Source organism: Streptomyces sp. NPDC041108 (genome assembly GCF_055592645.1).
In genome coordinates this window covers 823,068-848,210 of record NZ_JBVIYK010000001.1, presented here as the reverse complement: position 1 = coordinate 848,210, position 25,143 = coordinate 823,068, and the positions used below count along the sequence as shown (strand labels likewise).

Annotated in this window: 14 protein-coding genes; 7 read left to right on the top strand and 7 right to left on the bottom strand. The window is 69.7% G+C overall.

The features are described from left to right. Window positions 1-149: 149 nt before the first annotated feature. Window positions 150-518, bottom strand: coding sequence for a hypothetical protein (locus tag ACZ6BB_RS03530; RefSeq protein ID WP_471613655.1), 369 nt, complete (start codon window positions 516-518; stop codon window positions 150-152). A 443-nt stretch (window positions 519-961) separates the two neighbouring features. Here ACZ6BB_RS03530 and ACZ6BB_RS03525 point away from each other — a divergent pair, with 443 nt between their 5' ends. Then, entirely contained in the window at window positions 962-2,332 is a 1,371-nt protein-coding gene (locus ACZ6BB_RS03525) for a glycoside hydrolase family 43 protein (RefSeq protein ID WP_471613654.1), read from the top strand. Between the two features lie 188 nt (window positions 2,333-2,520). Here ACZ6BB_RS03525 and fusA read toward each other — a convergent pair whose 3' ends face one another. The 6 genes from fusA to ACZ6BB_RS03495 all read right to left on the bottom strand — a co-directional run bounded on the left by fusA (window position 2,521) and on the right by ACZ6BB_RS03495 (window position 16,598). Further along, window positions 2,521-4,590, bottom strand: a complete 2,070-nt coding sequence (gene fusA, locus ACZ6BB_RS03520) for an elongation factor G (protein ID WP_471613653.1) — start codon at window positions 4,588-4,590, stop codon at window positions 2,521-2,523. A 322-nt stretch (window positions 4,591-4,912) separates the two neighbouring features. Continuing rightward, complete coding sequence (locus ACZ6BB_RS03515; protein ID WP_471613652.1) at window positions 4,913-6,916, bottom strand: glycosyl hydrolase; 2,004 nt, start codon at window positions 6,914-6,916, stop codon at window positions 4,913-4,915. 463 nt (window positions 6,917-7,379) lie between these two features. After that, window positions 7,380-10,250 carry a pPIWI_RE module domain-containing protein gene (locus tag ACZ6BB_RS03510; protein ID WP_471613651.1) on the bottom strand — a complete coding sequence of 957 codons (2,871 nt, stop codon included), beginning with the start codon at window positions 10,248-10,250 and terminating at the stop codon, window positions 7,380-7,382. A gap of 105 nt (window positions 10,251-10,355) precedes the next feature. Then, window positions 10,356-13,793: a pPIWI_RE_Z domain-containing protein gene (locus ACZ6BB_RS03505; RefSeq protein WP_471613650.1), complete on the bottom strand. Its 3,438-nt coding sequence runs from the start codon at window positions 13,791-13,793 to the stop codon at window positions 10,356-10,358. Continuing rightward, entirely contained in the window at window positions 13,786-14,961 is a 1,176-nt protein-coding gene (locus ACZ6BB_RS03500) for a pPIWI_RE_Y domain-containing protein (protein ID WP_471613649.1), read from the bottom strand. Before ACZ6BB_RS03500 ends, ACZ6BB_RS03505 begins: the two co-directional genes overlap by 8 nt. Beyond that, window positions 14,958-16,598 (bottom strand): PD-(D/E)XK nuclease family protein, encoded by a 1,641-nt coding sequence (locus tag ACZ6BB_RS03495; protein ID WP_471613648.1) that lies wholly within the window; start codon window positions 16,596-16,598, stop codon window positions 14,958-14,960. Before ACZ6BB_RS03495 ends, ACZ6BB_RS03500 begins: the two co-directional genes overlap by 4 nt. Window positions 16,599-16,734: 136 nt before the next feature. On the opposite strand from ACZ6BB_RS03495, the gene ACZ6BB_RS03490 reads away from it, so the two are divergent. From ACZ6BB_RS03490 to ACZ6BB_RS03465, 6 genes are all read left to right on the top strand, one after another. After that, on the top strand, window positions 16,735-17,610 hold the full coding sequence (locus tag ACZ6BB_RS03490; protein WP_471613647.1) for a hypothetical protein: 876 nt from the start codon (window positions 16,735-16,737) through the stop codon (window positions 17,608-17,610). A 90-nt stretch (window positions 17,611-17,700) separates the two neighbouring features. Beyond that, window positions 17,701-18,819, top strand: coding sequence for a hypothetical protein (locus ACZ6BB_RS03485; RefSeq protein ID WP_471613646.1), 1,119 nt, complete (start codon window positions 17,701-17,703; stop codon window positions 18,817-18,819). Then, window positions 18,816-20,327 (top strand): hypothetical protein, encoded by a 1,512-nt coding sequence (locus ACZ6BB_RS03480; protein ID WP_471613645.1) that lies wholly within the window; start codon window positions 18,816-18,818, stop codon window positions 20,325-20,327. The genes ACZ6BB_RS03485 and ACZ6BB_RS03480 overlap by 4 nt, the downstream gene beginning before the upstream one ends. Beyond that, entirely contained in the window at window positions 20,324-21,688 is a 1,365-nt protein-coding gene (locus ACZ6BB_RS03475) for an AAA family ATPase (RefSeq protein ID WP_471613644.1), read from the top strand. The genes ACZ6BB_RS03480 and ACZ6BB_RS03475 overlap by 4 nt, the downstream gene beginning before the upstream one ends. A gap of 78 nt (window positions 21,689-21,766) precedes the next feature. Then, window positions 21,767-21,916 carry a hypothetical protein gene (locus ACZ6BB_RS03470; protein ID WP_471613643.1) on the top strand — a complete coding sequence of 50 codons (150 nt, stop codon included), beginning with the start codon at window positions 21,767-21,769 and terminating at the stop codon, window positions 21,914-21,916. Between the two features lie 50 nt (window positions 21,917-21,966). Continuing rightward, window positions 21,967-25,143 carry a helicase-related protein gene (locus ACZ6BB_RS03465; RefSeq protein WP_471613642.1) on the top strand — a complete coding sequence of 1,059 codons (3,177 nt, stop codon included), beginning with the start codon at window positions 21,967-21,969 and terminating at the stop codon, window positions 25,141-25,143.

Genomic DNA, 25,143 nt, shown 5'->3' with positions numbered 1-25,143 from the left:
GGCAGTGCGGCCGTGAGACGGCGGAAACCCAGGTTACTGCCGGGTCGGCGGGGGCAGCCAAGTCTTTCACCCGGAGTGGCGAAAACGCCGCCGCCCGGAACCGCGGGCAGCCGGTTCCGGACGGCGTCAGCAGGACGCGCTCCGTGGTGCTACGGACGGAGGACGATCGAGTTGATGGGCGTGAGGTTGCGGTAGAAGGCGTGCCCCGCCGGGATGGTCTCGATGCAGTCCCCGCCGTTGTACTGCTTGCACAGGTCCGCGAGGGCGCCGCCGTACTGGTTGTTGTAGACCCAGTGGTAGCCGACCTGGTTGCTCAGGTTGTGGGCCTGGTAGCTGTAGTAGACGTTGGTCGGGTGCGGGTTGTCGCGCGGTTCGACACCCTGGCCGTAGATGCAGACCGCGCCGTACGGGCAGCCGTCCCAGGTGTCCGCCGGCTTGGCCTCGGCCGTGCCGCTGAGCGCCATCACGACGGCCGCCGAGGTCAGGAACGCGGCGGCGCCGCGGATCAGGTTGCGCATGTTTCCCCCTTGCTGGTTCCCACTGGCTGTTCTCATTTGGGGCTGCTCTCATGTGGGGCTGTTCTCGCCGGCCTCCCGCCTGGTCTCGCGGGGTCCGGTCCGGTGCTGCCGGACTCAGGTTCGCCCTCCCGCGCACCGGGGTCGACGGGTTTCCTGTTGCCCGCCTGTACGGCGACCGGGAAACGAGGATCGACCTGCGCAAACGCGGAAGCAGGGGCAACACCGCAGGAGTACGGGCGGGAGGACGAGCGGGCCATGCACCGCGGCAGCACGGCGGAGCCTTGGCCGACGCAAAGCGGAATATCGCCTCGCAGAAAGCCTGGCTCAATCCATTGACGCGAACATGGCCCCCTCTTATCTTCTGATCGAACTTCCGCACAAGAGCCGACATTTCGAACAACATCCCACGCCTCAGGGCAGTTCGCGCACAGACGGGACCAGCGTTGAACAGAACCCGCAGGGCGGTCATCGCCCTTCTCACCTCGGTGGCCGCCCTGCTGGGCCTCACCACCGCCGTCGCCTCCCCGGCCGGAGCCGCCCACCCGGCCGCCGGGCAGGCGACGCGCTACACGATGACCGCGTTCACGAACAGCAGCGAGTCGAACATGTACGTCTACGACTCGCCGGACGCGACCGGCTTCACCCTCCGGAAGGGCCCCGCGTACACCCCGCCCTCCGGCCTGATCCGCGACCCCAGCATCTTCCGGCACACGGACGGCTACTACTACCTGACCTACACCACCCGCACCTGGTCGGCGCTCTCCACCACCATCGGCTTCGCCCGCTCCACCGACCGCCTCAACTGGACCTTCCTGTACGACTACACGGTGCCGATCAGCGGTCTGCAGCGCGCCTGGGCACCCGAGTGGTTCGTCGACACCAACGGCAGCGTCAACATCATCCTCTCGGCGTCCGTCGCGGCCGACGGCGAGTACATCTTCAAGCCGTACAAACTGACCGCGACGAACTCCGCGCTCACCGCGTGGTCCGCCCCGACCGTCCTGTCCGGCATCGGCCCGAACTACATCGACACCTTCGTCGTCAAGATCGGCTCCACCTACCACGCGTTCACCAAGAACGAGACGACGAAGTACATCGAGTACGCCACCGCCTCCAGCCTCACCGGCCCGTACACCATCCAGAGGACGGGCAACTGGGCCGGCTTCGGCTCCGGGATGGAGGGCCCGGCGCTCGTCCGGCTCGACAACGGGGGCTGGCGGATCTACTACGACGCCTACGGCGCGGGGCAGTACTGGTACAGCGACAGCTACGACACCTTCGCCACCTGGTCGGCCCCGACGCAGCTCCCGGGCCTCACCGGCTTCGTCCGCCATCTGACGGTCCTCAAGGAGACCGTCTCCGGTGGCGTCACCCTGCCGGTCAACACCACCCGGTCCCTGCAGTCCGTCAACTACACCGGCCGCTACGCCGTGGCGCGCTCCGACAACCTCGGCTACGTCGACCCGGTGACGTCCTCCAGCACCACGGCGGTCAAGCAGAGCGCCACGTTCACGGTCGTGCCCGGCCTCGCGGACGCCAACTGCTACTCCTTCCGCACCTCCACCGGCCGCTATCTGCGCCACTGGGACTACCGCATCCGCTCCGACGCGGACGACGGCACGACCGTGTTCGACAAGGACGCCACGTACTGCGCCCGCCCGGGCACGGCCTCCGGCTCGGTCCGACTGGAGTCGTACAACTACCCCGGCCGCTACATCCGCCACTACAACTACGAACTGCGCCTGGACACCTACCAGGCCACGGACACCTTCCGCGCCGACAGCTCCTTCACGGCGGCGGGCCCCTGGGCCTAGCAGCGGAGCGAACCCGCGCCCCGTCACGGGGCGCGGGGAACCGCGCGAGAAGCCCGACGTCCCCGTACCCGAGGAACCAGGGGTACGGGGTCGAAGGGGCGGTGCGGTCCCCCCCGGGGGAGGGGACGGACAGGGGTGGCGGGGGCGAAGAACCCCACGCGCATCCCCACCCGGCGGCAGCCTCTACCTCACCGCTCACTCACCACCGCACCCGGCGCCCGGAGGTACCCCGCCGGCCTCGCCGTGAACGTCCCCCGCCCCTGCGTACGGCTGCGCAACCGCGTCGCGTACCCGAACAGTTCGGCCAAGGGCACGGTCGCGGTGACGACCACCGACCCGCCCCGGGCCACGGAGTCCGACACCCGCCCCCGTCGCGCGGCGAGGTCCCCGAGCACCCCGCCCACCGCGTCCGCGGGCACGGTGACGGTGACGTCGGCGACGGGTTCGAGCAGGCCCATCACGCCGACGCGCATCGCCTCCCGCAGCGCGAACCGCCCGGCCGTACGGAACGCCATCTCCGAGGAGTCCTTGGAGTGGGTCGCCCCGTCCGTCAGGGTGACGCTCAGCCCGGTCACCGGGTGACCGCCGAGCGGCCCCTCGGCCAGGGCGTCCCGGCAGCCGGCCTCGACCGCGCGGACGTATTCCTGCGGCACCCGGCCGCCGACGACGGTCGAGCGGAACACGAAGCCCGTCGCGGCACGGTCGCCCTCCGCCTCCAGGGGTGCCACGTCGAGGACGACATGGGCGAACTGCCCCGCCCCGCCGTCCTGTTTGACGTGCCGGTAGACCAGCCCGGACACCCCGCGCACGACCGTCTCGCGATGGGCGACGCGAGGCCGGCCGACGGCGACGTCGAGCCCGTGGCTCTGCCGGACCTTCTCCACCGCCACCTCCAGATGCAGTTCGCCCATGCCGGACAGCAGGGTCTGCCCGGTCTCGGGGTCGCTCCGGACGACCAGCGAGGGGTCCTCCTCGGCCAGCCGCGCGAGAGCCGTCGCGAGCCGGTCGGTGTCGGTGCTCCTGCGTGCCTCGACGGCCACCGACACCACCGGGTCGGCGACGGACGGGGGTTCGAGGAGCAGCGGCGCCGCCGGCGCGCACAGGGTGGTTCCGGCGCGGGCCGACTTCAGCCCGACGACCGCGACGATGTCCCCGGCCGTCGCGTGGTCCAGTTCGGCGTGCCGGTCGGCCCGCACCCGCAGGATCCGCCCGATCCGCTCGGTGCGCCGCGTGCCCGCGTCCAGCACGGTGTCCCCCTTCCTGATCGTTCCCGAGTACAGCCGCAGATAGGTCAGCCGTCCGGTGGCCGTGGCGCTCACCTTGAACGCCAGCGCCGCGAGCGGCTCGGTCGCGTCGGCGGCACGCTCCCGCTCCGTACCGTCGTGCGTGCCGCGTACGGGCGGTACGTCCAGCGGCGAGGGCAGGTACGCCACGACCGCGTCGAGCAGCGGCTCGATGCCGCGGTTGCGGTAGGCGGAGCCGCACAGCACGACCACGCCCTCGCCCGTGCGGGTCAGGTCGCGCAGCGCGCCGGCCAGCGTCCGCGCGGAGAGCGTGCCGTGCGCGCAGAACTCCTCCAGCGCCGTCGGATGCAGTTCCGCCACGGCCTCCTCCAGCCGCCGTCGGCGCAGTTCCGCCTCGTCCCGCAGGGACTGGGGCACCGGGCCCTCCCCGGCCGTGTCGCCGTCGTCCGTCCAGACCAGCGCTCGCATCCGGACCAGATCCACCACGCCGGAGAACCCGTCCTCCCGGCCGATCGGCAACTGCGCCACCAGCGGCGCCGGATGCAGGCGCCGCCGGATCGACTCGACGGCCGTGTCGAGGTCGGCGCCCGCGCGGTCCAGCTTGTTGACGAAGGCGATACGCGGGACGCCGTGCCGGTCGGCCTGCCGCCACACCGACTCGCTCTGCGGCTCGACCCCGGCGACCGCGTCGAACACGGCGATCGCGCCGTCGAGCACCCGGAGCGAACGCTCCACCTCGTCGGCGAAGTCGACGTGGCCGGGGGTGTCGATGAGGTTGATCCGATGCCCGTCCCAGGCGCAGCTCACGGCCGCCGCGAAGATGGTGATCCCGCGATCGCGCTCCTGCGGATCGAAGTCGGTGACGGTGGTGCCGTCGTGGACCTCACCGCGCTTGTGCGTGGTCCCGGTGGCGTACAGGAACCGCTCGGTGACGGTGGTCTTGCCGGCGTCGACGTGGGCGAGGATGCCCAGGTTGCGGACGGCGGTCAGAGGGTTGGTGAGGGTGCTGCGCATGGCCCGTGGCCTTTCAGCTGAGCTGTTTCGGGGCAGCGCGATTCCCGTACGGGTACGGCGGACGGCACGGACGTGCGCGCGGACGGAGCTGTCGCTCCGTCACGCGCACAGGGGTTCGACGTCAGACGTTCGTCACGGGCATCCGGTACCGGCCGCGCAGCGGGCACCGGACCGACGAGGACACGAGGATCACCTCGTACAGGGAACGGGGAACGACGACGGCGGTACGGTCACACACGGCCGGGCTCCCCTCTCTCGTCGGTCTGTCGGGGCGAGTCTAGGGACGGTGGCCGGGCCGGGTCACCGCATTTTCCGCCGGGTGTCATTCGGCCCGGATGTCGTCCACGTACACGACGCCCTCGGTCTCCACCTCGCTCGCCCGGCCGAGGTACAGGTTGAACGTCGTGACCTCGGCCAGACGGGCCGCGTCGAGCACGGCGGTGGCGTTGCCGGTGTCCCAGGGGGCGGGCCGGAACTCGTCGAAGGGGGCCCTGAGCTCCTGCCCGCTCGTGTCGTTCAGAGGGAAGCGGTACTGGAACGCGATCCCGTCGGCGACGATCTCCAGCGCACCCGCGTTCTGCGAACCGTCGCCCCGCAGCCACAGCCGCAGGGAGGTGAAGGCGGACCAGTCGGCGTCGACCCGCCTGCCGATCCCGGTGAACTCGGCGCCGGTGAAGTCGTAGGCGTAGGCCAGTCCGTAGGAGCCCGAGGACCTGTGGTCGGTCGACAGGGTGAGGGTGTGGGTGTTGAGGTGGGTGTACGCCTCGCCGAGGGCGACATCGTCCCCGGCGTACCCCTCGAAGTCGTCGATCCAGCCGACGGGCAGGGGGGCGACCTCGCCGAGGAGGACGACGGCGGAGTCGGTGAGCGTCTGGCCGCCCGCCCGCGCGCGCACGGTGAGGGTCGCCGAGCCCTTCCTCCGCAGGGCCGGATCGATCGACCAGACGCCCGAGTGGTAGCCGTCGGCGTCCAGGCGCAGGCGTCTGGCGGGTCCGCCGTTCACGGAGTAGGTGACCCGGCTCGCCCGCGCGGGGGTGACCCGCACCCGGACGGTGGTCCTGGCGCCCGTCACGCGCTGCCGGTCGGTCGGGGTCACCAGGTGCGCGGTCGGGCCGTTCCTGACGGCGGTGGTGCGGGCGGCGAACACCCCTCGCAGATCGGCGGCGAAGAGGGTGTAGGGATCTTTGTGGAACCGGACGAAGTCCGGCAGCAGGGCGTGGCCCGGGTACGGCACATAGGCGCGCTTGGTGCCACCGAAGTTGGCCCACGTGGCCATGTACGTCACCTGACGGGCCAGCGGGTCCGCCTCGACGGCCCGCAGCAGCCGCGTGAACCACTGCGGGTCGCGGATCTCGGTACCGCTCTCCCCGAACTCGGTGAAGGCGGGCACCTTGCCCCGCTCGTTCGCGAGCCGGACCACCATCGCCAGATCCCTCACCAGCCCCTCCAGCCAGGGGGTCGGTCCGGCGCCCTCGTCGTAGGAGTCGTAGCCGAGGACGTCGACGAACCGGTCGCCCGGGTAGGTCCGCAGGTACCCGGCCGGGTCGCCGCCGAGGCTCGCGTTGGGCGAGTAGGCGTAGAGCAGGTTGTGGACGCCCCTGACGTCGCGCAGGTACTCCACGGTGTAGCGGAACAGCTCGATGAACTCGCCCGAGGTGGTGTGGCCGGCGCCCCACCAGAACCAGCCGCCGTTGTTCTCGTGGAAGGGGCGGAAGATGACCGGGACGGCCGTGCCGTCCGGACGCCGCGCGCCCTTGACCGCCTTCGCGACGCGGTCGAGGAAGCGGTTGAAGCGCGCGTGCTTCGCTCCTCCGGGGAGGATCTGGCTGACGACCCGGCCCGTGGTGTCGTAGAAGTCCTTGCCAGTGACGAAGTTCGGCATGTGGGCGCTGAGGGTGTTGATCCCGCCGCGTGCGTCGCCCTGCCGGATGCACCGGCTGAGCGCGGCGATGTTCTCGGCGACGGTGCCGTCCTCGGTGCCGGGGCGCTCGTCGCCGTCGAGGACGAGGGTGTCCCAGCCGAAGACCGCGGGGTAGTCGCCCACCGCCGCTCTGGTGTCGGACGCCCTGCCGTCGGGTGCGGTGAAGGTGAAGCCGTAGGTCAGGTCGTGCTGGTGGCCGAACAGGACGCCTCTGCCCTGCTGCCGCTTCAGGTACGCGAACAGGGCGCGTGTGGCGGGGGTCGCCCTGTCGTCGACGAGCCGGACCGGCGTCGGCGTGCCGGGGACCGCCGCAGGGGCGGCCACCGACGTCCGGGTGCCGGCGGCCGCGGCGACCGCGGCGCCCAGGAGGACGAACGTGCGGCGATTCAGGGGAGAGCTGGGCATGCATGTCTCCTGTGACGTGCTCGGCTGCCCTCGGCAGCGGTGGGGACGGCGACGCCGATGTCCTGCACGCGCGGAGTCCGTCGGCCGCGTGCGTCGCATGGGAGGCGTGTGGTTCAAGTGACGCTATTTGACTAGAGGTTGAGAAGAAACGAAAGAGGCTGGCTCGATCCGCCCGGAGGTCGTCGGCGGGGCGCGGAGCGCGGCCATGGACACGCGAAGGGCCCCGACCGGACGGTCGGGGCCCCTCTCACGTGTGTCGCCGTAGCGAGTGGGACGTTCACGAGTTCCCTTGACCAGGCACAACAGGACTAATTGATGTTGAGGTTCCCGCGGCCCGCAAGATCACTCCCCGAGAGCATGCATATGCATTTATTGAACCCGCACCTACGCCCCTGAGGTAGTAGGGGCCTTACCCGCTGAGGAGACGAGGGGTGAGACTCCCTCGACTCCTCAGCGGGAAGCTTCATTCGTCGTCATCCCCGTCATCGAGGTCGAAGTCGAAGGCCAGCTGGCCCGACAGAGCGTCGTCCGGCGCGGCCGCAGCCTGGGGCTCCGTCGGGTCCAAAGCCTCCTCGATCTCGTGAGGCAGAGCGTAATCGTCCGCGAGTCGCGCGAGATGGAGGATCAAGGGCAGAGCCAACCCCTCGCGACCAGCACGGTAGTCCTCGCTGAAACGCTGCTGGTGGACGAATGCGGCCCATGCCTCCGCATCGTCACCGGGCTGAAGGCACGCAACGGTCAGTTCGAGGAGGTCCGGATTCCAGGCGTTCGCCGTCGGCCGGTAGGCGTTGTTGCCCGAGGCGTTGGTGTGCGGAGTGAGTTTGGCGTCGTCGTTGGTGAGATTTGGCTGCGAGCCGGACTTGCCGGTCGTGCTGTAGAAGACGCGGTCCGAGTCACCCCGCACTCCGGGCCGCCACAGCCCCATCGCGATGCCCCCACGCTGCTGGCCCTCCAACTCGGGAGAGAGTTCCTCCGCCTCGGCCCAGCACTGTGCCGTTTCGTCCCGGCTGCCATCGGCGATCCGAACGATACGAAGCTGCTTGCCGTACAGACCGATCCGCTGAACGGGACCCCCGTCGAGGCCGAGCCTGTCCCGTTCCAGCCCGTCGTTCCTCAGCCATGGCCAGCGCTTCCGGACGTCCTGGGCGTGGGCCAGAACGAGCGTCGGGGTACTGCGCAGCTGCGCGAGGGTCTTCTTGACGAAGGCCGCCATGAGGGCCCACTGCTCCGCACTGTTCTTCCTGCCTTGGACCCGTCCCGTCAACGACTTGAGGAGTTCGGGGTACGGCGCCCATTCGTGCATATCGGCCGACTTGCCAAGCACGCACTTCGCGCCCGGCCGGATTAGCACCGCGATCGGCGTGAACTGCTGCTTGCCAGTAGGCCCGTCAAGGCGGCGTTCCACCAGGTGGAAGGCCACCTGGTTCAGGTTCGCGGGGATGCGCGTGTCACCGAGCGTGTGCTGAGGAACCAGCCGCATACCGGTCTGGCGCAGGCCGTCCGACCAGGCCGCGGCGGCACGCAGCCCTGCATCAGTGAGAGCCTCCTTTGTCTCCGCATCCGGGTCCGGTGGACGGATGAACTGGGTCACCAGGCCCGCGTCCGCGCAGCCCAGGCGGATCGCGTGCTTTGGGTCGCTCCGTCGCTTGGCGTGGCGGAAGGCATCCTGCCCGTCGAGCTCCACGAAGGCGAGCCGGACCCCGGGGACGGCTTCCTGCAGGGCGGCAATGGCCCGCGCGACACCGAGACGGCGCTCCTCGATGGCCTTGTCGTGTTCCTGCCCCCGGCGCGGCACGCCGTCGCCTCCCAGCGGTGCACCGAGAGCGCCCAGTGGCCGCGCGTGCAGCCGGACGGTCAGCTCCTCCGTCTCCCACACCCAGGTATCGGGACCCTGCTCACGCGGGTGCCCGGCCAGCCCCAGTCCCGTCTCCGCCGCTGCGATCATCTGATCGCGAATGGCGTCGCTCTGATGGAGCACGACCGCGGTGAGATCTTCCCCTTCGAGAGCTTCGGCCAGGCGTGCCCGCAGAACCTGAGCGTTGTGGGCCGCGTTCAGCTCACGCTGGTCCAGGATGACCGCGCGCTCTTCGGGATCCTTCTCTTCCATGTTCTTGGGAATGGACGGCAGCTTCTTGAGCTGCTTTTTGGGCGGCCGCGCGTACGCACTGCGCTCGAGCTTCGGAACGGAGACGAACTCGGGAGCGATCGCCTGCTCCGCCCACTCGATCAGCCGTCGGCGTTCACTGGGCATCAGTCCGGTGCCGATCGTGTGCCTGCCCATGGCCGCCTGGTGTCCGATCGCGATCCGGATGCCGTCCCGGCCGTGGATCCAGTGATCGGCCTCCTTCACCAGCCGGTCCGGGGACGGCAGTGCGTCGAGTGCGCTGATCCCGGCGAGCATTCCTTCTGCTCCGCCCTGACGCCAGTCCGTGGTGCCGTTCTTCCACTCCAGCATGGCGACGGCGAAACGCTGCGGCTGCGGGCCGTCGTGGACGAGGGAGTCGTGCGGGAGCAGGTACGCGGACACGCCCTTGCCGTACGGCATGTAGACCTTGCCGGTGACGAACCGACGCACACCGGCGGCCACATGGACGCGCGGGACGGGTGAGAAGGGAACGGTGCGCACGGTGATGCGGAGGGTCGCCGCGTAGTAGGCCGGCTTGCCGTCGCCGCCACCGCGCCGCCCGGGTACGTACTCGATCACGTTCGACATCAGCTCGGCGCCCCCGCTTCCCTGCCCCCTGGCCCCCGTGCGGCCGGCGACCTGCCGGAACCACAGCTGCTGCCCGTGGTGTTCGTACGGTTGCTGGCGCGCGATCCGTTCGGCGAGGACGTCGGGAAGCAACCGGTACACGTGGGGTGCGGGCAGAGCGGTCCCCCCGGGTGACACCTTCTGCTCGAGGAGATCGACCCTGCCGGGCCGCCAGCTGAGAGCCGCGGTGTCGAGGTCACGGAAGCAGTTCATCAGCAGGGCCGTGGTCTCGGGATCGTCGGCATCGCGAGGGAGGCTCTTGAGCCAGGTGGCGATGTAGAGGTTCGTCACCGCCATCGGGTACGCGTCCTGGCAGTACAACCAGGGGTTCTGCGAGCCGAATCGTGCCGTGGAGTCGATCGTGACGATGTCCGGCGCGGTGGCGCGCACCAGCTGGTTGACCGCCGCTGTGGGTACGCGGCGCCGTCGCTCAACCTGCCCCTCGGTCATTCCGCCGTGGTAGAGGCGCAGGAGTGGTTCCTCCCAGCGGGCGGGCAGGGAGAGCGTGTGGATCGGAACGACGAAGGGGCCCTGTGCCGGGTCGGGCAGGTACGCCGCCAGGCGGTTGTACTGGTAGGCCATGGTGCCGGTTCTCCTCGGGGCAGGGCGTGAAGTGTTCGGACGCGACGCGGACACGTCGCAAGTTGCGCTGTGGTGTGGTGTGGTGTGGCCTGGTGGCGGATGCCGTCAGCCCATGTCCACCAGGGCTCGGTAGAGCGGTTCGTACAGCTCACGTACGAGGGATTTGTCGATCGGGGCGGGATCCCGTTCCGCGGCGTTCCCGTCCTCGAAGTAGGGGGCGAGCACCTCACGCATACTCGCCAGCAGGCTGGTGTCGGGGGTGTCCGCGTCCTGGAATCCGGCTTCTCGGGGGGAGAAGGCCGCGTCGACAAAGACCACCCGGGCCGGCACGCCGCCGCGCACCAGGCGACCGATGACCTGCCACATGACGACGAGCTGGTCCCAGGTGAACGCCGCCTTCTCCTCGTCCCGCAGGCTGGACCAGGCCAGCCGCCGGGTGAGGAAGCGGTTCCACTGACGGCGTGCGCGGCTGCGAAACGCCACGGCCGCCTGGTCGGGGGTGGCGGCGGCGAGCGCGTTCTGCCGGAAGGATCCGTCAGCATCCCGGAGTTGGCGTACGGCCCAGTCGTTGATGGACTGGATGGCGAGTGCGATGTCATCGGGCCGAGGGTGTGGGCGTGCCAGGAAGTAGACCGTGCCGATGGCCGCCTTGCCATCGCGCAGGACGATGTTGTGTCCTCGCTCCACGGCGAGAAGCGGCGCGACCAGGATGTCGCCGCCGACCGAGGGGAATGTCTTCACGTCACCGCGGGGCAGCGTCCGTGCGGCGGCGTCCTCCGGCAGCCGGGTCCAGGCGGTGTCGGAGTCCGCGTCGTCGGACACGAGTCGGGTGACGCGGCCGTTCCACTCGGGGATCTGGTTGAGGTACTCGGCGGCCCGGCGTGCCTCGTCGTAGCTGCCGACGAGCAACAGGATGCGGCGGCGGTCCGGGTCGTCGATCTCCTTCAGCTCGGCGTCCAGCATGCTCTCGGCGTCGGGCAGACTCCGGTCGGGCACCGCGAGCTGGTGCAGCATGTGCAGAAGGGCCTGTGGCCTTTCTTCGGGGTCGCAGCCGGACAGGCGCAGCGGCTTGGGCCGGTCGTTTCCGGGCCAGTACAGGAACTCCTTGCGGAACTCGCTGCCCAGTACGGCTTCGACTTCCTCATCGTGAGGACGCAGTACAGCCCCGACATCGGCGTGCACGTGGTATCTGCTCGACGTGCCCGCCCAGCTCGTTGCGGACATGAGCAGGACGTGCGGGCCCGGGCGGCCGTCCACGGCGCACAGGTCGCCGAGCCGCATGAGCAGTTCGCGGCCCACACCGTTGCAGTGGAAGAAGCGGAGTTCACCACTGCGGTCACCATCGCGCTCACGGTCGTCGTGGCGGAACTGGAAGCCGAGCACGTTGCCCATAGGCGACTCGGGGATGACCGCCTCGTAGTCCTTGGGGGGCCTGCGGGAGAGCACATTTGAGGCGCTCTCGAGATTGAGGGCGGCCTCGACGCGCGGCCACAGCGTGGTCATGAAGTCGAGACGGCTGTGCAGAGCGGAAAGGAGCAGGGTGAACTCGAAGCGCCGGGCCTGGAGATCAGCGTCCGCGAGCACCGTGCTGTCGTCTCCGACGATGTCGGTGAGGGTGTCGCGCAATCTCTCACGCGTCCGTGCTCCCTGGGGCGCGTGCAGGAGTTCCAGGGCGAGGTGGACGAAGGTGTTCACCAAGGGTGTCACTTCGTCGTCATCTCCCGTGCTCTGCTGCTCGTGCAGCGGGTCGTCGCGGAACCGGCCGAGCGCACCGTCCAGCGTCCGGGCCGCCGCAGGCGGGCGTTCGCCCTCCTTCCGCCCCGGGAACCAGCTGTCCAGCAGCAGGTTGTGGAGGGTGAAGGCACTGAAGTAGTCGACGCTGATCCACCGCCTAAGCTTGTCGTCCTTGACGAGCAGGGCGAAGAGGCGGTCGGTGGCGGCGCTGACCGTGTTGACGGCGTTGGTCCAGTCGTCGACGTCACGGGCGGACAGCTGGAGCCGGCCGTCCCGGGCCATCTGCTGGAACTTGTGGACGGCGACCTCGTCGAACCAGGAGTTCGGGGCCTTGCCCACCAGAGTGCTGGCCGGCGCGAAGGCTGTGTCGAGCTGCATCTGCACCCGGTCCGCCTCGTCGACGATGATCAGGTCGCTGAGCCGGCACGCGAGTTCGAGGTACCGGAGCTGTTCCTGGTGCTGGTGCAGTGGGACGGAGCTGTGCACCAGGCCTGCCGGGGTGGCGACCCACACCTGCGCGTCGACCAGATCACGAGCCCCGCGGTGGCGCGGACAGCGGTTCCACAACGGGCACAGTCTCCGCTGCGGCTTCGGACCTCGTGCGTCGCGCTGCGTGCTGTTCTCGTCGTCGAGGTGGGGATCGCCGTCCGTGGCCTCCTGCTCGGGAGCGGTGTACAGCGTGATACACGGTGCTTCACGGACGCCGAGCGGGCGGCGGGCTTCCAGGCCCCGCAGCACGTCGACAGGGCAGGCGCTGCTGAGGTAGGCGAAGCCCGCGTGGTCGTGCCCGAGCATGGTGGCGGCGCCGGCCGTGGCGGTGCGGCGGTGCAGCCGGTTGATGTTTCGCTCCCTGGTGGAGTGCCCGAGGACCGGCGCCGCCCGCACACCGAGCCGGTTGAACTGTTCCACCACCGCGAGCGTCTCGGCCACGTCACCAACGACGATGGTGACCCGGCGGGGTGTCCGGCTCACCAGGTGGTAGGTCAGGATGTCCCGGAGTGTGGACTTGCCGGCTCCCACCATTCCCACGAGGTGCAGCAGCCGGTCGATCCTCAGCCGTCCCTGTTCGGTAAAGCGGCCGAGTTCCGCGTCGCGCACGAGCAGTTTCACCCGCCGGAGCCGCCCGGCCCAGCCATTGCGCGGCCCCTCCGGCGCCGTCGCCTCGACGGCGTCCATCTCTTCGGCGGCCTTCTCGAGCTCTGCCCAGGTGACGTCGACGGGCTCTCCATGCCCGGCGGGTGGTGCGTCGAGCGCGTGGGCGCGCGGCAGGGTGTCCGTCAGCAGTTCCTCGTCGAACACCACGGAGTGGGTGCGGTCCTGAACCCGGAAGGTGTGCTCCCCCTCCTCGGCGAACGGAATGGACCGCGTCGCGAACCGCGGAGGGGTGCTGAGCAGTTCTTCGAAGATCTCGAAACGGCGTGCGGCGCGCGACGGCTCGCGGCGTCGCGGCACGGAGCCGGGTCCGTCGATGTCATATCCGCGCAGGTGCTGGGGGACCTCAAGGTAGTCGGTCAGCGCCTCCGACCAGGCGTGCCGTCGCCGCATGTCCCACAGGTAGTGGCGGGCGCGCAGAACGCGCAGCCGCTGTTCGTCGGTGCGGACGTCTCCGAACACCTCGCTGTACGGGTAACCGCCTAGCAGCGGCCAGACATCGGCGGCCGTGCGGGTGGGCGTCACGTCCTGCAGGAGATACAGGCCCAGCTCCACGTCGAGAAGGTCGCCGGGGCGGAAGCTGCCGAGGTTCGCCGGCCACACCTCGGTGAGCTGCTGCGGTGAGCAGCGCCGGTGCCATCCTCTGCGGTCACGCACGGCGTCCTCCTTCGGTACGCGGGTCCCCCGCCTTGTCACGTGGGGTGGAGATCTCATCGGCGACCAGCCGCAGGAAGGCCTGGTCGTCCAGCAGGGTGACCCGATCGGCCAGGTCCTCCGGCAGGTTTCGGCGGAACTGCCGCCCATACGCCTCGTTGTCGCGGAAGCGGTAGCGGGGCACGACGAGGAACGCCCGGTCGTACGGCGGCTCGTTCCTGAACGGCGTGAGGGAGCGCGCCAGGAGAACGGGGTTCACCCGGTCCTTGACGTCCACCGCCCAGTGCCGTCGCCCAGGCAGGGGGACGCGCAGGTCGTACGCGTCGTAGTTGGGCCACATCTCGGCGATGATCCCGAACTTCTCCTCCAGGGCGGCTTGCAGATCGGTCTCCGCGAGCCCAGGGCTGGTGATGAACATCCGTAGGGGGCGGCTGAGTTGGAAGACCCCGCCTTTGTCGGCACGGAGCGGTGTGCCTACGTCCGAGGTGCCGTCGCGGCGGCACCGGTCCAGTTCGCATCGGTGACCGCCGTGCAGCAGCGGCACCATCAGGCAGCGGCAGCGAGCGCACTGCCGGTACGTGCCCCGCCGCAGGTAGGAGGCGGGTACGGGCTCGTAGCAGCGCTTGATCACGTCGTGCAGCAGCATCCCGCAGTCGGGATCGCCGCCGAGCAGCGCCAGCTCGGCGCCGGTCAGCACGGGCCTGGAGGTGAGCAGGGCCCGGAACGCGGTGTACGCCTGCGGGGCCTTGGCTGCGCGGCACACGGCGAGTGCTTCCCGGATGCGTTCGTTCTCGAAGAGCTCGGCGGCCGGGTCGGCCGCGCTCACCTCCCACTCCAGGCACAGCTGGTGCGGCAGCCGGGTCTCCGGATCGACGAGCAGCGCCGTTCCGGGAAAGTTGTCGGGCGGCAGCTTCAAGGGCCACTCAATCAGAGGCCGTTCACAAGCCCAGCGGACCATCTGCGGCACACTGTCCGGCGGTTCCTCGCCCCCGCGCAGGCAGTGCAGGACGAGGCGGTTGTACGCGTTCTGCACCTTCGCCGGGTAGACCGGGTTGGGCACGGTCCTCTGCCGGGACAGGCACGCCAGGGCGCTGGCGATCTGGCGAAGCAGCCCCTCGTCCGTGCCAACAGCGTCCTCAGGCCCTGCGTCCCTCATGTCGGTCGTGGTCACGCCTCCCCCTCTCCCGCGAGGGTGCCGACGGGCGCGGCACTCGGACACCACCGGGACACCGGGCAGGACCGGCAATGCGGTCCGGGGCGGGCGTCCCACCTCTCGTCCTCCCGCCACGGACCGGCGTACCGCCGCAGCACCGACAGCGCCTTCCGCTGTCGGCCGGGGTCCGTCGGGTCGATCACGTGAGGATCGGAACCGTCCGGCCGGAGGATCTCCACCTCGACGCGCGAGCCGTCCGGATCGCCGCCCAGTGCTCCCTGCGCCAGGAGAGTGACGGCCAGGGCGAGTTGGGGGTAGGTGTCGAGAAGGTCCTCGTGGTGGCGGCGCCGCTTCCGTGTCGTCTTGAGCTCCCGCCACACCCACGAGCCGTCCTCCTGGTACAGCAGGTCGGGTTTGGCGATGACGACGGCCTGCGCCGCGGTGTCGTGGACGACTCGGAGGGCTTCGGGCTCGACCCGCTGGATGAGGGCGGCGTCCTGGAAGGGACAGGCATCGACGTGGTGGAGCAGCATGTCCCGACCGGTCGCGGCGTCCTCGTCGGAGACCCGCCAGCGTCCCTCTGTCCAGTTCTCGCCCTCCGGGGGCATGTCCCTGGCCGCACACGGCGGCCGTCCCGGGCGGCGGTGCAGCTTCTCGATCCAGCCGTGCACCGCCTGGCCGAGCCTGGCCGCGCTGCCGTACTCGTCGGACTTCGGCAGGTGCAGGGAACGGAGGAATCCCTGTGCGGGGCAGGCCGCGTGATAGCGCAGATCGCTGACCGACACCTTCCTCAGCGGTGCCACCTGCGAGGAGAGTCCGAGGACACCGGGCCTGCGGGGCACGGCCTCGCAGCCCGTGAACTGCTTGCAGTCGACGCAGGATGAGCCGGGTACCGGCCTGCCGCCCGCCACGACACGGGCCACGTGCGCGTGCCCGTACTCGGCGTAGTACGCCTCGGCCTCCTCGGCCGTCCCGTCGAACTGCACGCGCGGCTGTCCGTCGGCGAGCCCGACTTCGACAACACGCACCCGCTCGGGCCGGGCGGTGGGTCCGTAGGGCTGGAACGCGCGCGCCCACTTCCGCGGCCAGGCCGCCTGGCGCCCGTGAACGGCCACGTACACGGCGATGGCGATCTCGCCGGGCTCGGAGTCCTTGGCCTCGCCGTGCCGCAGCCGTCGGTACTCGCGCAGTCGTCCATCGGCCGACTCGTACCTGCGCCACCAGGCGTACATCTCCCAGAACTTGCCGTTCTCCCGCTGGGCCACCCAGTACGGACGGACCGGCCGCAGCCACTGCTCACCGTCGCCAGCGCACGCTCCCACGTACGTGCGAAGGGCGTGCTCGGCATACGTCATGTGACCGGGGTGGAGGGCGGGGCTGCGGGAGCGCAGCCCCGCCAGGGCCTGGTCGGGTGTCTCGCCGTGGAACTCGACCCGGTCGACGGCGTCCATCACCGGCCCGAGGGTGAACGTCTCGAGCTCCGGCTTCGGAAGCCGGAGACGCCGGGCCGACCACAGACCGGGCCGGGCCTTGGCAGCGGCGTGCGAGGGGCAGGTGTGCTCCTCGCTCCCGCCCGTACCCGGCCCCACGCGCACGAGGCCGTCGTCCCCCGTCAGCCAGTGCGGCTTGTGCCATGCCGTCGTGTCGTGACTCATTGCCTCCCCCTTGTCTCGGAACAGACGGCACCCTTCGGTCCGGCCGGGTGCGCCGCCGCATTCGACCGTAGCAGGCAATCTTGGAACTCATTGGAAATTCTTGGCATAGGTTGGTTGCTGCGCTAAGCTGCCCCGCATGGCGGCATCACTGGAGGAACTCGAGCAGCGCCTGTCCCACCTGCGCACCGAGCTGCGCGGTGCCGTGCGCGCACGGGACAAGGCCGAAACCGCGCGCATCCGTCGCGCGCTGCGCGAGGCCGAGGCCGCCTGGGAGCACGCCCTCGAATCCGAGGCCGAATCGGACGGCGAGGCACTCTCGGCCGAGCCCCCGGTCCCGCAGACGTCGGCAACCACAGGCGCACCACGCCGCACGGAGCGCCCAACGCACGGCTCCATCCCGATCCGCGAACAGGTCCACCAGGCGCTCACCCTGCTGGGCGCCCCTGCCTCCCCGAAACTCATCTCGTCCACGTACGACGCGTTCTTCACCGAGTCCCTGGTCGCGACCAAACTCGCGTCCCTCCGCCGCGACGAGGAGCGCTCCTTCACGGCACAGGGCTTTGCCCGCCCGTACTACATCTGCGCGGCATTGACCCACGACCGCCTGGTCCCCGCACGCGGACTCCTGGCCCTGTCCACCTGGCCCGTGGAGCGGCGGATCATTGGCCCGCTCAGCCCGCGCGCCGACTTCCTCACCCACGCGGTGGGAACCGCCGAGCAGATCCAGCGACTCACCACCGCGGGGCATCCGGCCCCCGACGCGGCCTGGCGGCTGCTGCGCCGTTTCGCCCTCACGATCCCGGGCGCCTACGACGCCGCGGCCCCTGAACCCGACCCCGCCCGCGTGATCGCGGCCGCCCACGCCGAAGCGGCCGTCCACCAGCAGGAGGACCATCAACAGCGGCAAGCGGCCGCACAGCGCGCTCGTACCCAACTCGCGGACGCACAGCAGCTGTTCGGTGCGGCGCCGATGCGTGACGCCCTGCGCGACGCGAGTGGGACCCTGTCCTGACGCTCCCTTCCCTACGGCGATGACGTCAGACGCCTCGCACGTCGGTGAGTTCCCGAAGATGTCCCCAAAGACGTTCCCGAAGTAGAGACGATGCCCTCGCAGCAGTTCGAACCTCCCGACGACCGACTCGCACGGCTGCGTGGACCGCAGCCTCCTCAGCCGTACACCGCCCGCAAGATCACCGCCCTGACCGCCAATCCCGCCTGCGCCCGCCGCGCCGTTCTCGACGCCGCCGGGGTGGACAAGGCGCTGCTCGCCCAGCGGGTCGGATACGAGCCGCGCTTCGGCCAGTCACCCTTCGCCCTCGCTCGCGAACAGGCGTTTCACGGCCTTGTGAAGTGGGGCAGCTACGCCGAGCTCATCCGGCTGCTGCGCGAGCAGCTCTCCGTCCCCGTGGCGGAGGCCCATGTCACCGACCTCAATGAGGTAGGGGGCAACACGGCCCTGCACCTGCGCGAGCGGGAGACCCGCCGCCTCATCGCGCACGTGGCCTCCGGCCAGGACATACGGCTCATCCTCGACCGTCCCGTGCTCACCCTCGAAGTCGCCGGTCAGACCGCGTACTTGGAGCCGGACGCGCTCACCCACCGCATCGGGGGGAAGTTCCACGTGGTCCTCATCCGCTCGTTCGCGGCGCTCGACGGCCAGGCCAATCCGATCTCCGTCGCCGAGGCGGCCAAGCAGGCCGCGGTGTACGTCCTCGCGCTGCACCGCGCCTTCGAGACGGCCGGCCAGCCCACCGAGCAGATCTCCCACGAGTTCCTGCTCGTCTGCCCCAAGGACTTCTCCAACCGCCCCTACGGCCGCCTGATCGACCTCCGGCAGGAACTCGACGCCCTCCAGTTCCAGCTCTCGCGGCTGCGGCGCGCCGAGGACCTCGCGGCCCAGCTCCCCGAGACGGCGACCCTGGACACGACCCGAAGCACGGACGAACTCTCCTCTTCCATAGATGCGTTGGACGCGTCGTACACGCCCTCCTGCCTGTCTTTCTGCGAAATGGCGCGCTACTGCCGCGACGAGGCCGATGGATGCGCCTCGCCGGCCCGCCTCGGCAGCGGCGTGCGCAACGACCTGCCGGGCATCGACTCCACCCGGACCGCGCTCGACTACCTGGACGGCGTCGCCGCCCCGGGAGAGGCCGAGGCGGAAGCCGCCGACCTGCTGCGCGCCGCCGCCCGGCTGCGCCGACTCCGCCGGCGGGCCGCATGAGCGTCCTGTCCACCGTCGCGACGCTCACGGCGTCCCGCACCGGCCGTGCCGAACCGCTGACGACCGTCCGCCACCAGCACCTGGACGACAAGCCGTTCGTCCTGGTGCCGCTCACCCTCGCCGGCGAGGCGTGCGCGCCCCTGGCCGCGCTCGCGGGTACGGACCCCGAGCACCCGACCCTCCTCACCGTCCGCCAGCCGCGCAACCGCGCCGAACGCTTCCGCTTCGCCGAGCGCCTCGCCGCCCTCCTCCTCGCGTACATCGACGAGTGCCGGACGGAGACGGAGCCCTACACCGTCGGCCGCGGCAAGGAGAAAGCGGAACGCCTGCGCTTCCAGCGGGCCCCGCAGCTCCTCGTACCGAACGGCGAGGGTATCGCGTACGTGCGCCTGCTCGGCCGGCTGACCAGACTGCGCGCCACCGAGGGGCCGTATGCGGTCGCCCCGTCCGTGCCCGCCCTCGGCAAGTGGCTGACCTGGTTCGCGGACCTGGCCGAGTTCCCGAACTCCGGTGTGCTCCTCGCGATGACCCGACTGCTCGCCGCCAACTGGGCCACGGGCCAGAGCTCTTCCGAGGACTCCCACCTCGCGTCCCTGCTCGCCTGGATCGATCCACCGGAGGACAGTGACGGCGCGCGGGCGGCACGGGAGGCGGAGGACCCCGCCGTGTGGCCGCCGGCCGGTCCGTCCACCGACCCGGTCTTCGACCGGACCCTGCACGAGTTGATGACGCGCTACGACGAGGCGTCCGACGACCGCGGACGCCAGGCGGTCGGCCGCCAGATCGACCGTGAGCTGCACGGCCAGATGCTGCCCACCTGGCGGCTGATGTGGCGCGGCGTGGAGCTGCTCCGCGAGCTGCCGGAGGGCGCCCACGTCCCCGGCCGCTGGGCCCTCGACCGGCGCTGGTTCTCCGAGTACGCCGAGTACCTGGACGCCGACGGGCGCCCGCAGGCCCGCCGCGACCAGGCCGTCCGAGCCGCCCGCCGCCTGGCCCGGCTGGAGGACGCGGTCACCCGCTATGAAGCGCAACGCGCGTACGACGACCCGCTGGTGATGGCGGAGTACGAGCTTACCGGCGCGGCGTTCACGGGCACGGTCACGGCCAGGGTCGAGGACCGCTTCGTCCCCGGCGACCGTCCCGGCTCCCAGGTGTGGCGCCCGACGATCGTCCTCCGCACCGACACCCGCGTCGGCCTCGCGGTCGGCACGGAGGTGAAGTCCCCCGCCCGGCCCGGCCAGGAAGCCCGCATCCTCGAAGTCAGGCAGGAGGACGATGGCGGCCACACCGTGGTGCTCCAGCTCAAGGGCGGCTTCGCGAGGAAGCGCACACCGCCCGCACCGGCCGGCACACTCGCGGAGGCCGGCGAGGAGCTGACATACACCACGCTCAACCCCACGGCCATGCCGTCTGCCCTGCCCGACGAAGAGAACACCCCCTGGACCCACGGCGGTCCACCGCACCCGTACGAGCCCACCGACGAGGACGCAGAGGAGACCTGGGAGTGACCGCCCTCTTTCCCGACTCCGGGGAGCCCGAAGCCCTCACCCCCGGCGAACGCGCAGACCGGGCGGTCGCGGGGATCCTGACCAGCCTCGACACCGCGCCCGGCCGGGGCGTCGTCGTGGACTCGCCTCCCGGAGCCGGGAAGTCCACGCTGGTGGTGAAGGCCACCGGGCACCTGACGTCTGCGGGCCACCAGCTCATGATCGTCGCGCAGACCAACGAGCAGGTCGACGACCTGGTGGACCGCATCGCTCGGGAGCATCCCGGCCTGGCGCTCGGCCGCCTCCACGCCGGCGGCCACGTCCTCCCGCCCCGCGTCACCCGACACCCCAACGTCACCGGGAGCAGCCAGGTGACGGACCTGCGCGACCTGCCCGTCGTGGTGTCCACCGCGAAGAAGTGGTCGTTCGTCTCCCCGGAAAAGTGCGTGCCGTGGCGGTGGGCCATCGTCGACGAGGCGTACCAGATGCGCTCGGACGGACTCCTGGCGACGGCACCGCTGTTCGCCCAGGACCACTCGCAGGTCCTCTTCGTCGGCGACCCCGGCCAGCTCGACCCCTTCGCCACCGTGGAGTCCGATCGCTGGCACGGCCTGACCTGGGACCCCCTGCGCAACGCGGTCGACGTCACCCTCGCCCACAACCCCGACCTCGTCCGCCACCAACTCCCCGTCTCCTGGCGCCTCCCGGAGACGGCGGCACCCCTGGTCGAGGAGGCCTTCTACCCCTTCTACCGGTTCATCCCCGGTACGACGGCACCGGAGCGCGTACTGTCGTACGCCAGCCTGTCCCATGGCTCCACCTCACTGGACGACGTCCTCGCCCGGGCCGCCGACTCCGGCTGGGGCCACCTGGAACTCCCCGCCCGCCACACCCTCGACGAGGACCCGGAGGTGGCGGATGCCCTCGCGGCGACGGCGGCCCGACTGCTGGAGCGCGGTGCGCTGGTCAACGGGAAGCCACTGACCGCGGACCGCATCGCGATCGGGACGGCACGCACCGTGCAGGCGGACGCGGTCCGCTCCCGCCTCGCCGCCCGCGGCCTGACCGACATCACGGTGGACACCGCCAACCGCCTCCAGGGCCGCGAGTTCGACGTCACCCTGGTCTGGCACCCGCTGTCCGGCCGCCAGGACGCCTCCGACTTCCACCTGGAGACGGGCCGCCTGTGCGTCCTGCTGTCCCGGCACCGCTTCGCCTGCATCGTGGTAACCCGCGCCGGCATCCGCGACCTGCTGGACCGGCATCCGCGGAGCAGCCCCGTGTACCTGGATGTGCCGCCTAAGTTTCCGGATGGGTGGCGGGCGCATCAGGTGGTCATGGGGTGGCTGGAGCGGGGGGAGCACCGGGTGCGGGCGACGTGATCATGGGACGAATGGGGTCATTGTCAGTGGCAAGCTGTACGGTCCACGCAGATGTCGCGTGAGGGAGATATCTAGAGCATGGCAGCAGTGATCGAGAACCCGATCATCAATTCGCCGTACGCGGAGCCAGCCTGGCGCCGGGAGCTGGACCAGCGGGGCCGGCCGACCGGTGAGCGAGTACCCGGCCGCGGCCCGAGTGAGACGTCACGCCAACGGCCCATCGGCTGATGTGACTTACGCCCACCATGTCCAAGTGCACACCCGGAGGTTCCACTCACATGGTCCCCAGCGACGCAGGGCGCGCCATCGACCAGTTGCGCAAGCACCTGACTGGCGCCACCCGCCTGGACTCGCTGTCGGAGTCGTTCTCACTGTTCGTCTATGAAGCGCTCCAGAGTGAGCTCACCAACGTCGACCTGCGTCTGCTCCTGCACGGCCACAGCCTTGAGGAATTCCCCCTCAACGGGCTTGACGAGGAGAACCTCAAGCGTGCCCGCCTGGACCAGCACCGCATCGCCCACGCGTTCGTGGCCTGGGCCGAAGAACACCTCGAGGCAAGAGCGCTCAAGCGACGGACGCGCGACACCTGGGCGAGCGTCGACGGCCCGTTCCCCTATGTAGTCGACGGCGCGGGACTTGAGGCCGAGAGCCTCGGCCTGGTGGCCTCCCCGAACCTGTACTTCCCCCTGGAGACCACGGACGCGGACAAGGTGGCGCAGACCGTCGTCAACTTCGAGCGGATGTGGCACGACGACGCGACCACCCGCGCCGTCCAGGAGGAGTTCCTCGCCGCTGCCCGAGCCCTCTTCGAGGACAGGGCCCCCGAGTCCGTCTACCTGCGTATCCTGACTTCCCTGTTCAAGGACTTCGTCGAAGAAGCGGGCGAGGAGACCGCCGAACGCGGCAGAACCGGCTTCTACGACTCCGTCGTATGGAAGAAGCTCTACAAGTTCCAGCGTGATGGCGTGCTCGGCGCGATCGAGAAGCTTGAGCGCCACAACGGCTGCATCATCGCTGACAGCGTGGGCTTGGGGAAGACCTTCGAAGCCCTCGCCGTCATCAAGTACTACGAGCTGCGCAACGACCGTGTCCTCGTCCTCGCACCCAAGCGGCTGCGGGAGAACTGGACCGTCTACCGCGGCAACGACAGGCGCAACCCGCTGGCCGCGGATCGCTTCCACTACGACGTCCTTAACCACACCGATCTCAGCCGAACCAGCGGCCTGTCAGGAGACACCGACCTGGCCAACATCAACTGGGGCAACTACGACCTCGTCGTGATCGACGAATCGCATAACTTCCGCAACAACCCTCAGGTCAAGGGCCGAACAACCCGATACGAGCGCCTCATGAACGAGGTCTTCAGGTCCGGGGTCAAGACCAAAGTCCTGATGCTCAGCGCCACGCCTGTGAACACCCGGTTGGCCGACCTGAAGAACCAGGTTCTGTTCGCCACCGAGGGAGACGATCAGGCTCTGGCCGCAGAGGGAATCAAGAGCATCGAGGCGACCCTGGCCAAGGCACAGAAACTCTTCAGGGAATGGCAGCACATGCCCGCGGCCACTCGGAGCACGAAGTCCTTGGTCGGCACACTCGGCATGGACTACATCCGCCTGCTGGACCTGGTCACGATCGCCCGATCGCGTAAGCACATCCAGAAGTACTACGGGACCAAGGACGTTGGGAAGTTCCCCGATCGTCTGGCTCCAATCAACCTCACCCCGCCTATCGACACGACCGACACGATGATCCCGCTGGAAGAGATCAACCGGTCGATCCTGCTCCTGAACCTGGCGGCCTACAAGCCAACCTCCTACGTCAGCGCGAAATACGAGAACAAGTACGCCGCCCTGTACGACCAGCAGGTGCGCACGGGCGGCCAGCGGGTGTGGAAGCAGACCGACCGTGAGAACAACGTCGTCCACCTGCTGCGCGTGGGTCTGCTCAAGCGCCTGGAGTCCTCGGTCAACTCCCTGGGCAAGACGCTCAGCAAGATCCTCGCCACCATAGACAGGGCGATCGCCAGCATCGACGCCTACGAAGCGAACGGGACCGCGGGAACCTCCATCGACAGCTTCGCCGACCTGGAGAAGATCGACCTGGACGACCCTCAGTTCGAGGACACCGTCGGCGGCAGCGTCAAGGTCTTCCTCGCCGACATCGACCGGATTCGGTGGAGGCAGGAACTCCAACAGGACCGCGACACCGTGGCCACCCTGCTTACCGAAGTGACGGCAGTCGACGCCAGTCGCGACGCCAAGCTGGCCGAGCTCAAGGACTTCCTGCGCGACAAGGTCGAGCACCCCACGAACGACGGCAACCGCAAGGCTCTGGTGTTCACCGCCTTCAGCGACACGGCCGAGTACCTCTATGAGCATGTGGCGCGGTGGGCCGCCGACGAGTTGGGCGTGCACGTAGCCCTGATCACGGGGCAGAGCACACGAACCACCCTCCCGATGAAGCGCGTCCACATGATCGACGTTCTCACCGCCTTCTCACCGCGCTCCAAGGGCGGCGACCTGGAGGACCCGCAGATCGACATCGTGATCGCCACCGACACCATTTCCGAAGGCCAGAACCTTCAGGACTGCGACACGGTGATCAACTACGACATCCACTGGAACCCCGTGCGCATTGTCCAGCGCTTCGGCCGAGTAGATCGCCTCGGCACGACCAACACCAGCGTCCAACTCGTCAGCTTCTGGCCCAACATGGACCTGGACGCCTACATCAACCTCGAAACGCGCGTGTCCAGCCGCATGACCCTGCTGGACGTCTCCGCGACCGGCGAGGAGAACGTCCTGGACGGCACGTCCGGTGACATGAACGACCTCGACTACCGACGCAAGCAGCTGCAGCAGATGCAGCAGGCCGCCCCCACCATGGAGGACCTCGCCGGCGGTCTGAGCATCACCGACCTGACCCTCTCCGACTTCCGCATGGACGCCGCCGCACGCAAGCGTGGAGAAATTCAGGAGATCACCAGCTGGCCCCTGGCCCTCTTCGGAGTCACCCGCTTCGAAAAGGCCCTGGCCGACGACGGACTCGCACCTGGAGCGGTCTTCCTCCTGAGAGTGCGGGACGACGCGTTCACCTTCTCCAAGGCGTACCCGCTGGCCCCTTACGTGCTCGCCTACGTGACCGACGACGGTAGGCTCGCCCACGAGATCGAGGAACCCAAGCTGGCCCTCGACGTGCTGCGCCACCACTGCCTGGGCAACACCGCCCCTGACGCCACCGTCCTCGCGGACTTCGACAGAGCGACCAGATCGGGCAAGTCCATGAAGCACTACCGCGACCTTCTGGACGCGGCGGTCCGAGCCGCTTCCGGCAAGGCCGAGGAAAGCATGGTCGCTTCCCTGTTCTCCGCAGGCCCTTCCCAGCTCGGCACAGACGCCACCGCCCCTGGCCTGGACGCCGTGGACGTCGTCGCTTGGATGCCGGTGATCCCGTGA

What these genes read in the sequence shown, in the direction of transcription:
- ACZ6BB_RS03530 (WP_471613655.1), bottom strand. Translation starts at nt 518, where the DNA reads ATGCGCAACCTGATCCGCGGCGCCGCCGCGTTCCTGACCTCGGCGGCC.
- fusA (WP_471613653.1), bottom strand. Translation starts at nt 4,590, where the DNA reads ATGCGCAGCACCCTCACCAACCCTCTGACCGCCGTCCGCAACCTGGGC.
- ACZ6BB_RS03515 (WP_471613652.1), bottom strand. Translation starts at nt 6,916, where the DNA reads ATGCCCAGCTCTCCCCTGAATCGCCGCACGTTCGTCCTCCTGGGCGCC.
- ACZ6BB_RS03510 (WP_471613651.1), bottom strand. Translation starts at nt 10,250, where the DNA reads ATGGCCTACCAGTACAACCGCCTGGCGGCGTACCTGCCCGACCCGGCA.
- ACZ6BB_RS03495 (WP_471613648.1), bottom strand. Translation starts at nt 16,598, where the DNA reads ATGAGTCACGACACGACGGCATGGCACAAGCCGCACTGGCTGACGGGG.
- ACZ6BB_RS03490 (WP_471613647.1), top strand. Translation starts at nt 16,735, where the DNA reads ATGGCGGCATCACTGGAGGAACTCGAGCAGCGCCTGTCCCACCTGCGC.
- ACZ6BB_RS03485 (WP_471613646.1), top strand. Translation starts at nt 17,701, where the DNA reads ATGCCCTCGCAGCAGTTCGAACCTCCCGACGACCGACTCGCACGGCTG.
- ACZ6BB_RS03480 (WP_471613645.1), top strand. Translation starts at nt 18,816, where the DNA reads ATGAGCGTCCTGTCCACCGTCGCGACGCTCACGGCGTCCCGCACCGGC.
- ACZ6BB_RS03470 (WP_471613643.1), top strand. Translation starts at nt 21,767, where the DNA reads ATGGCAGCAGTGATCGAGAACCCGATCATCAATTCGCCGTACGCGGAG.
- ACZ6BB_RS03465 (WP_471613642.1), top strand. Translation starts at nt 21,967, where the DNA reads ATGGTCCCCAGCGACGCAGGGCGCGCCATCGACCAGTTGCGCAAGCAC.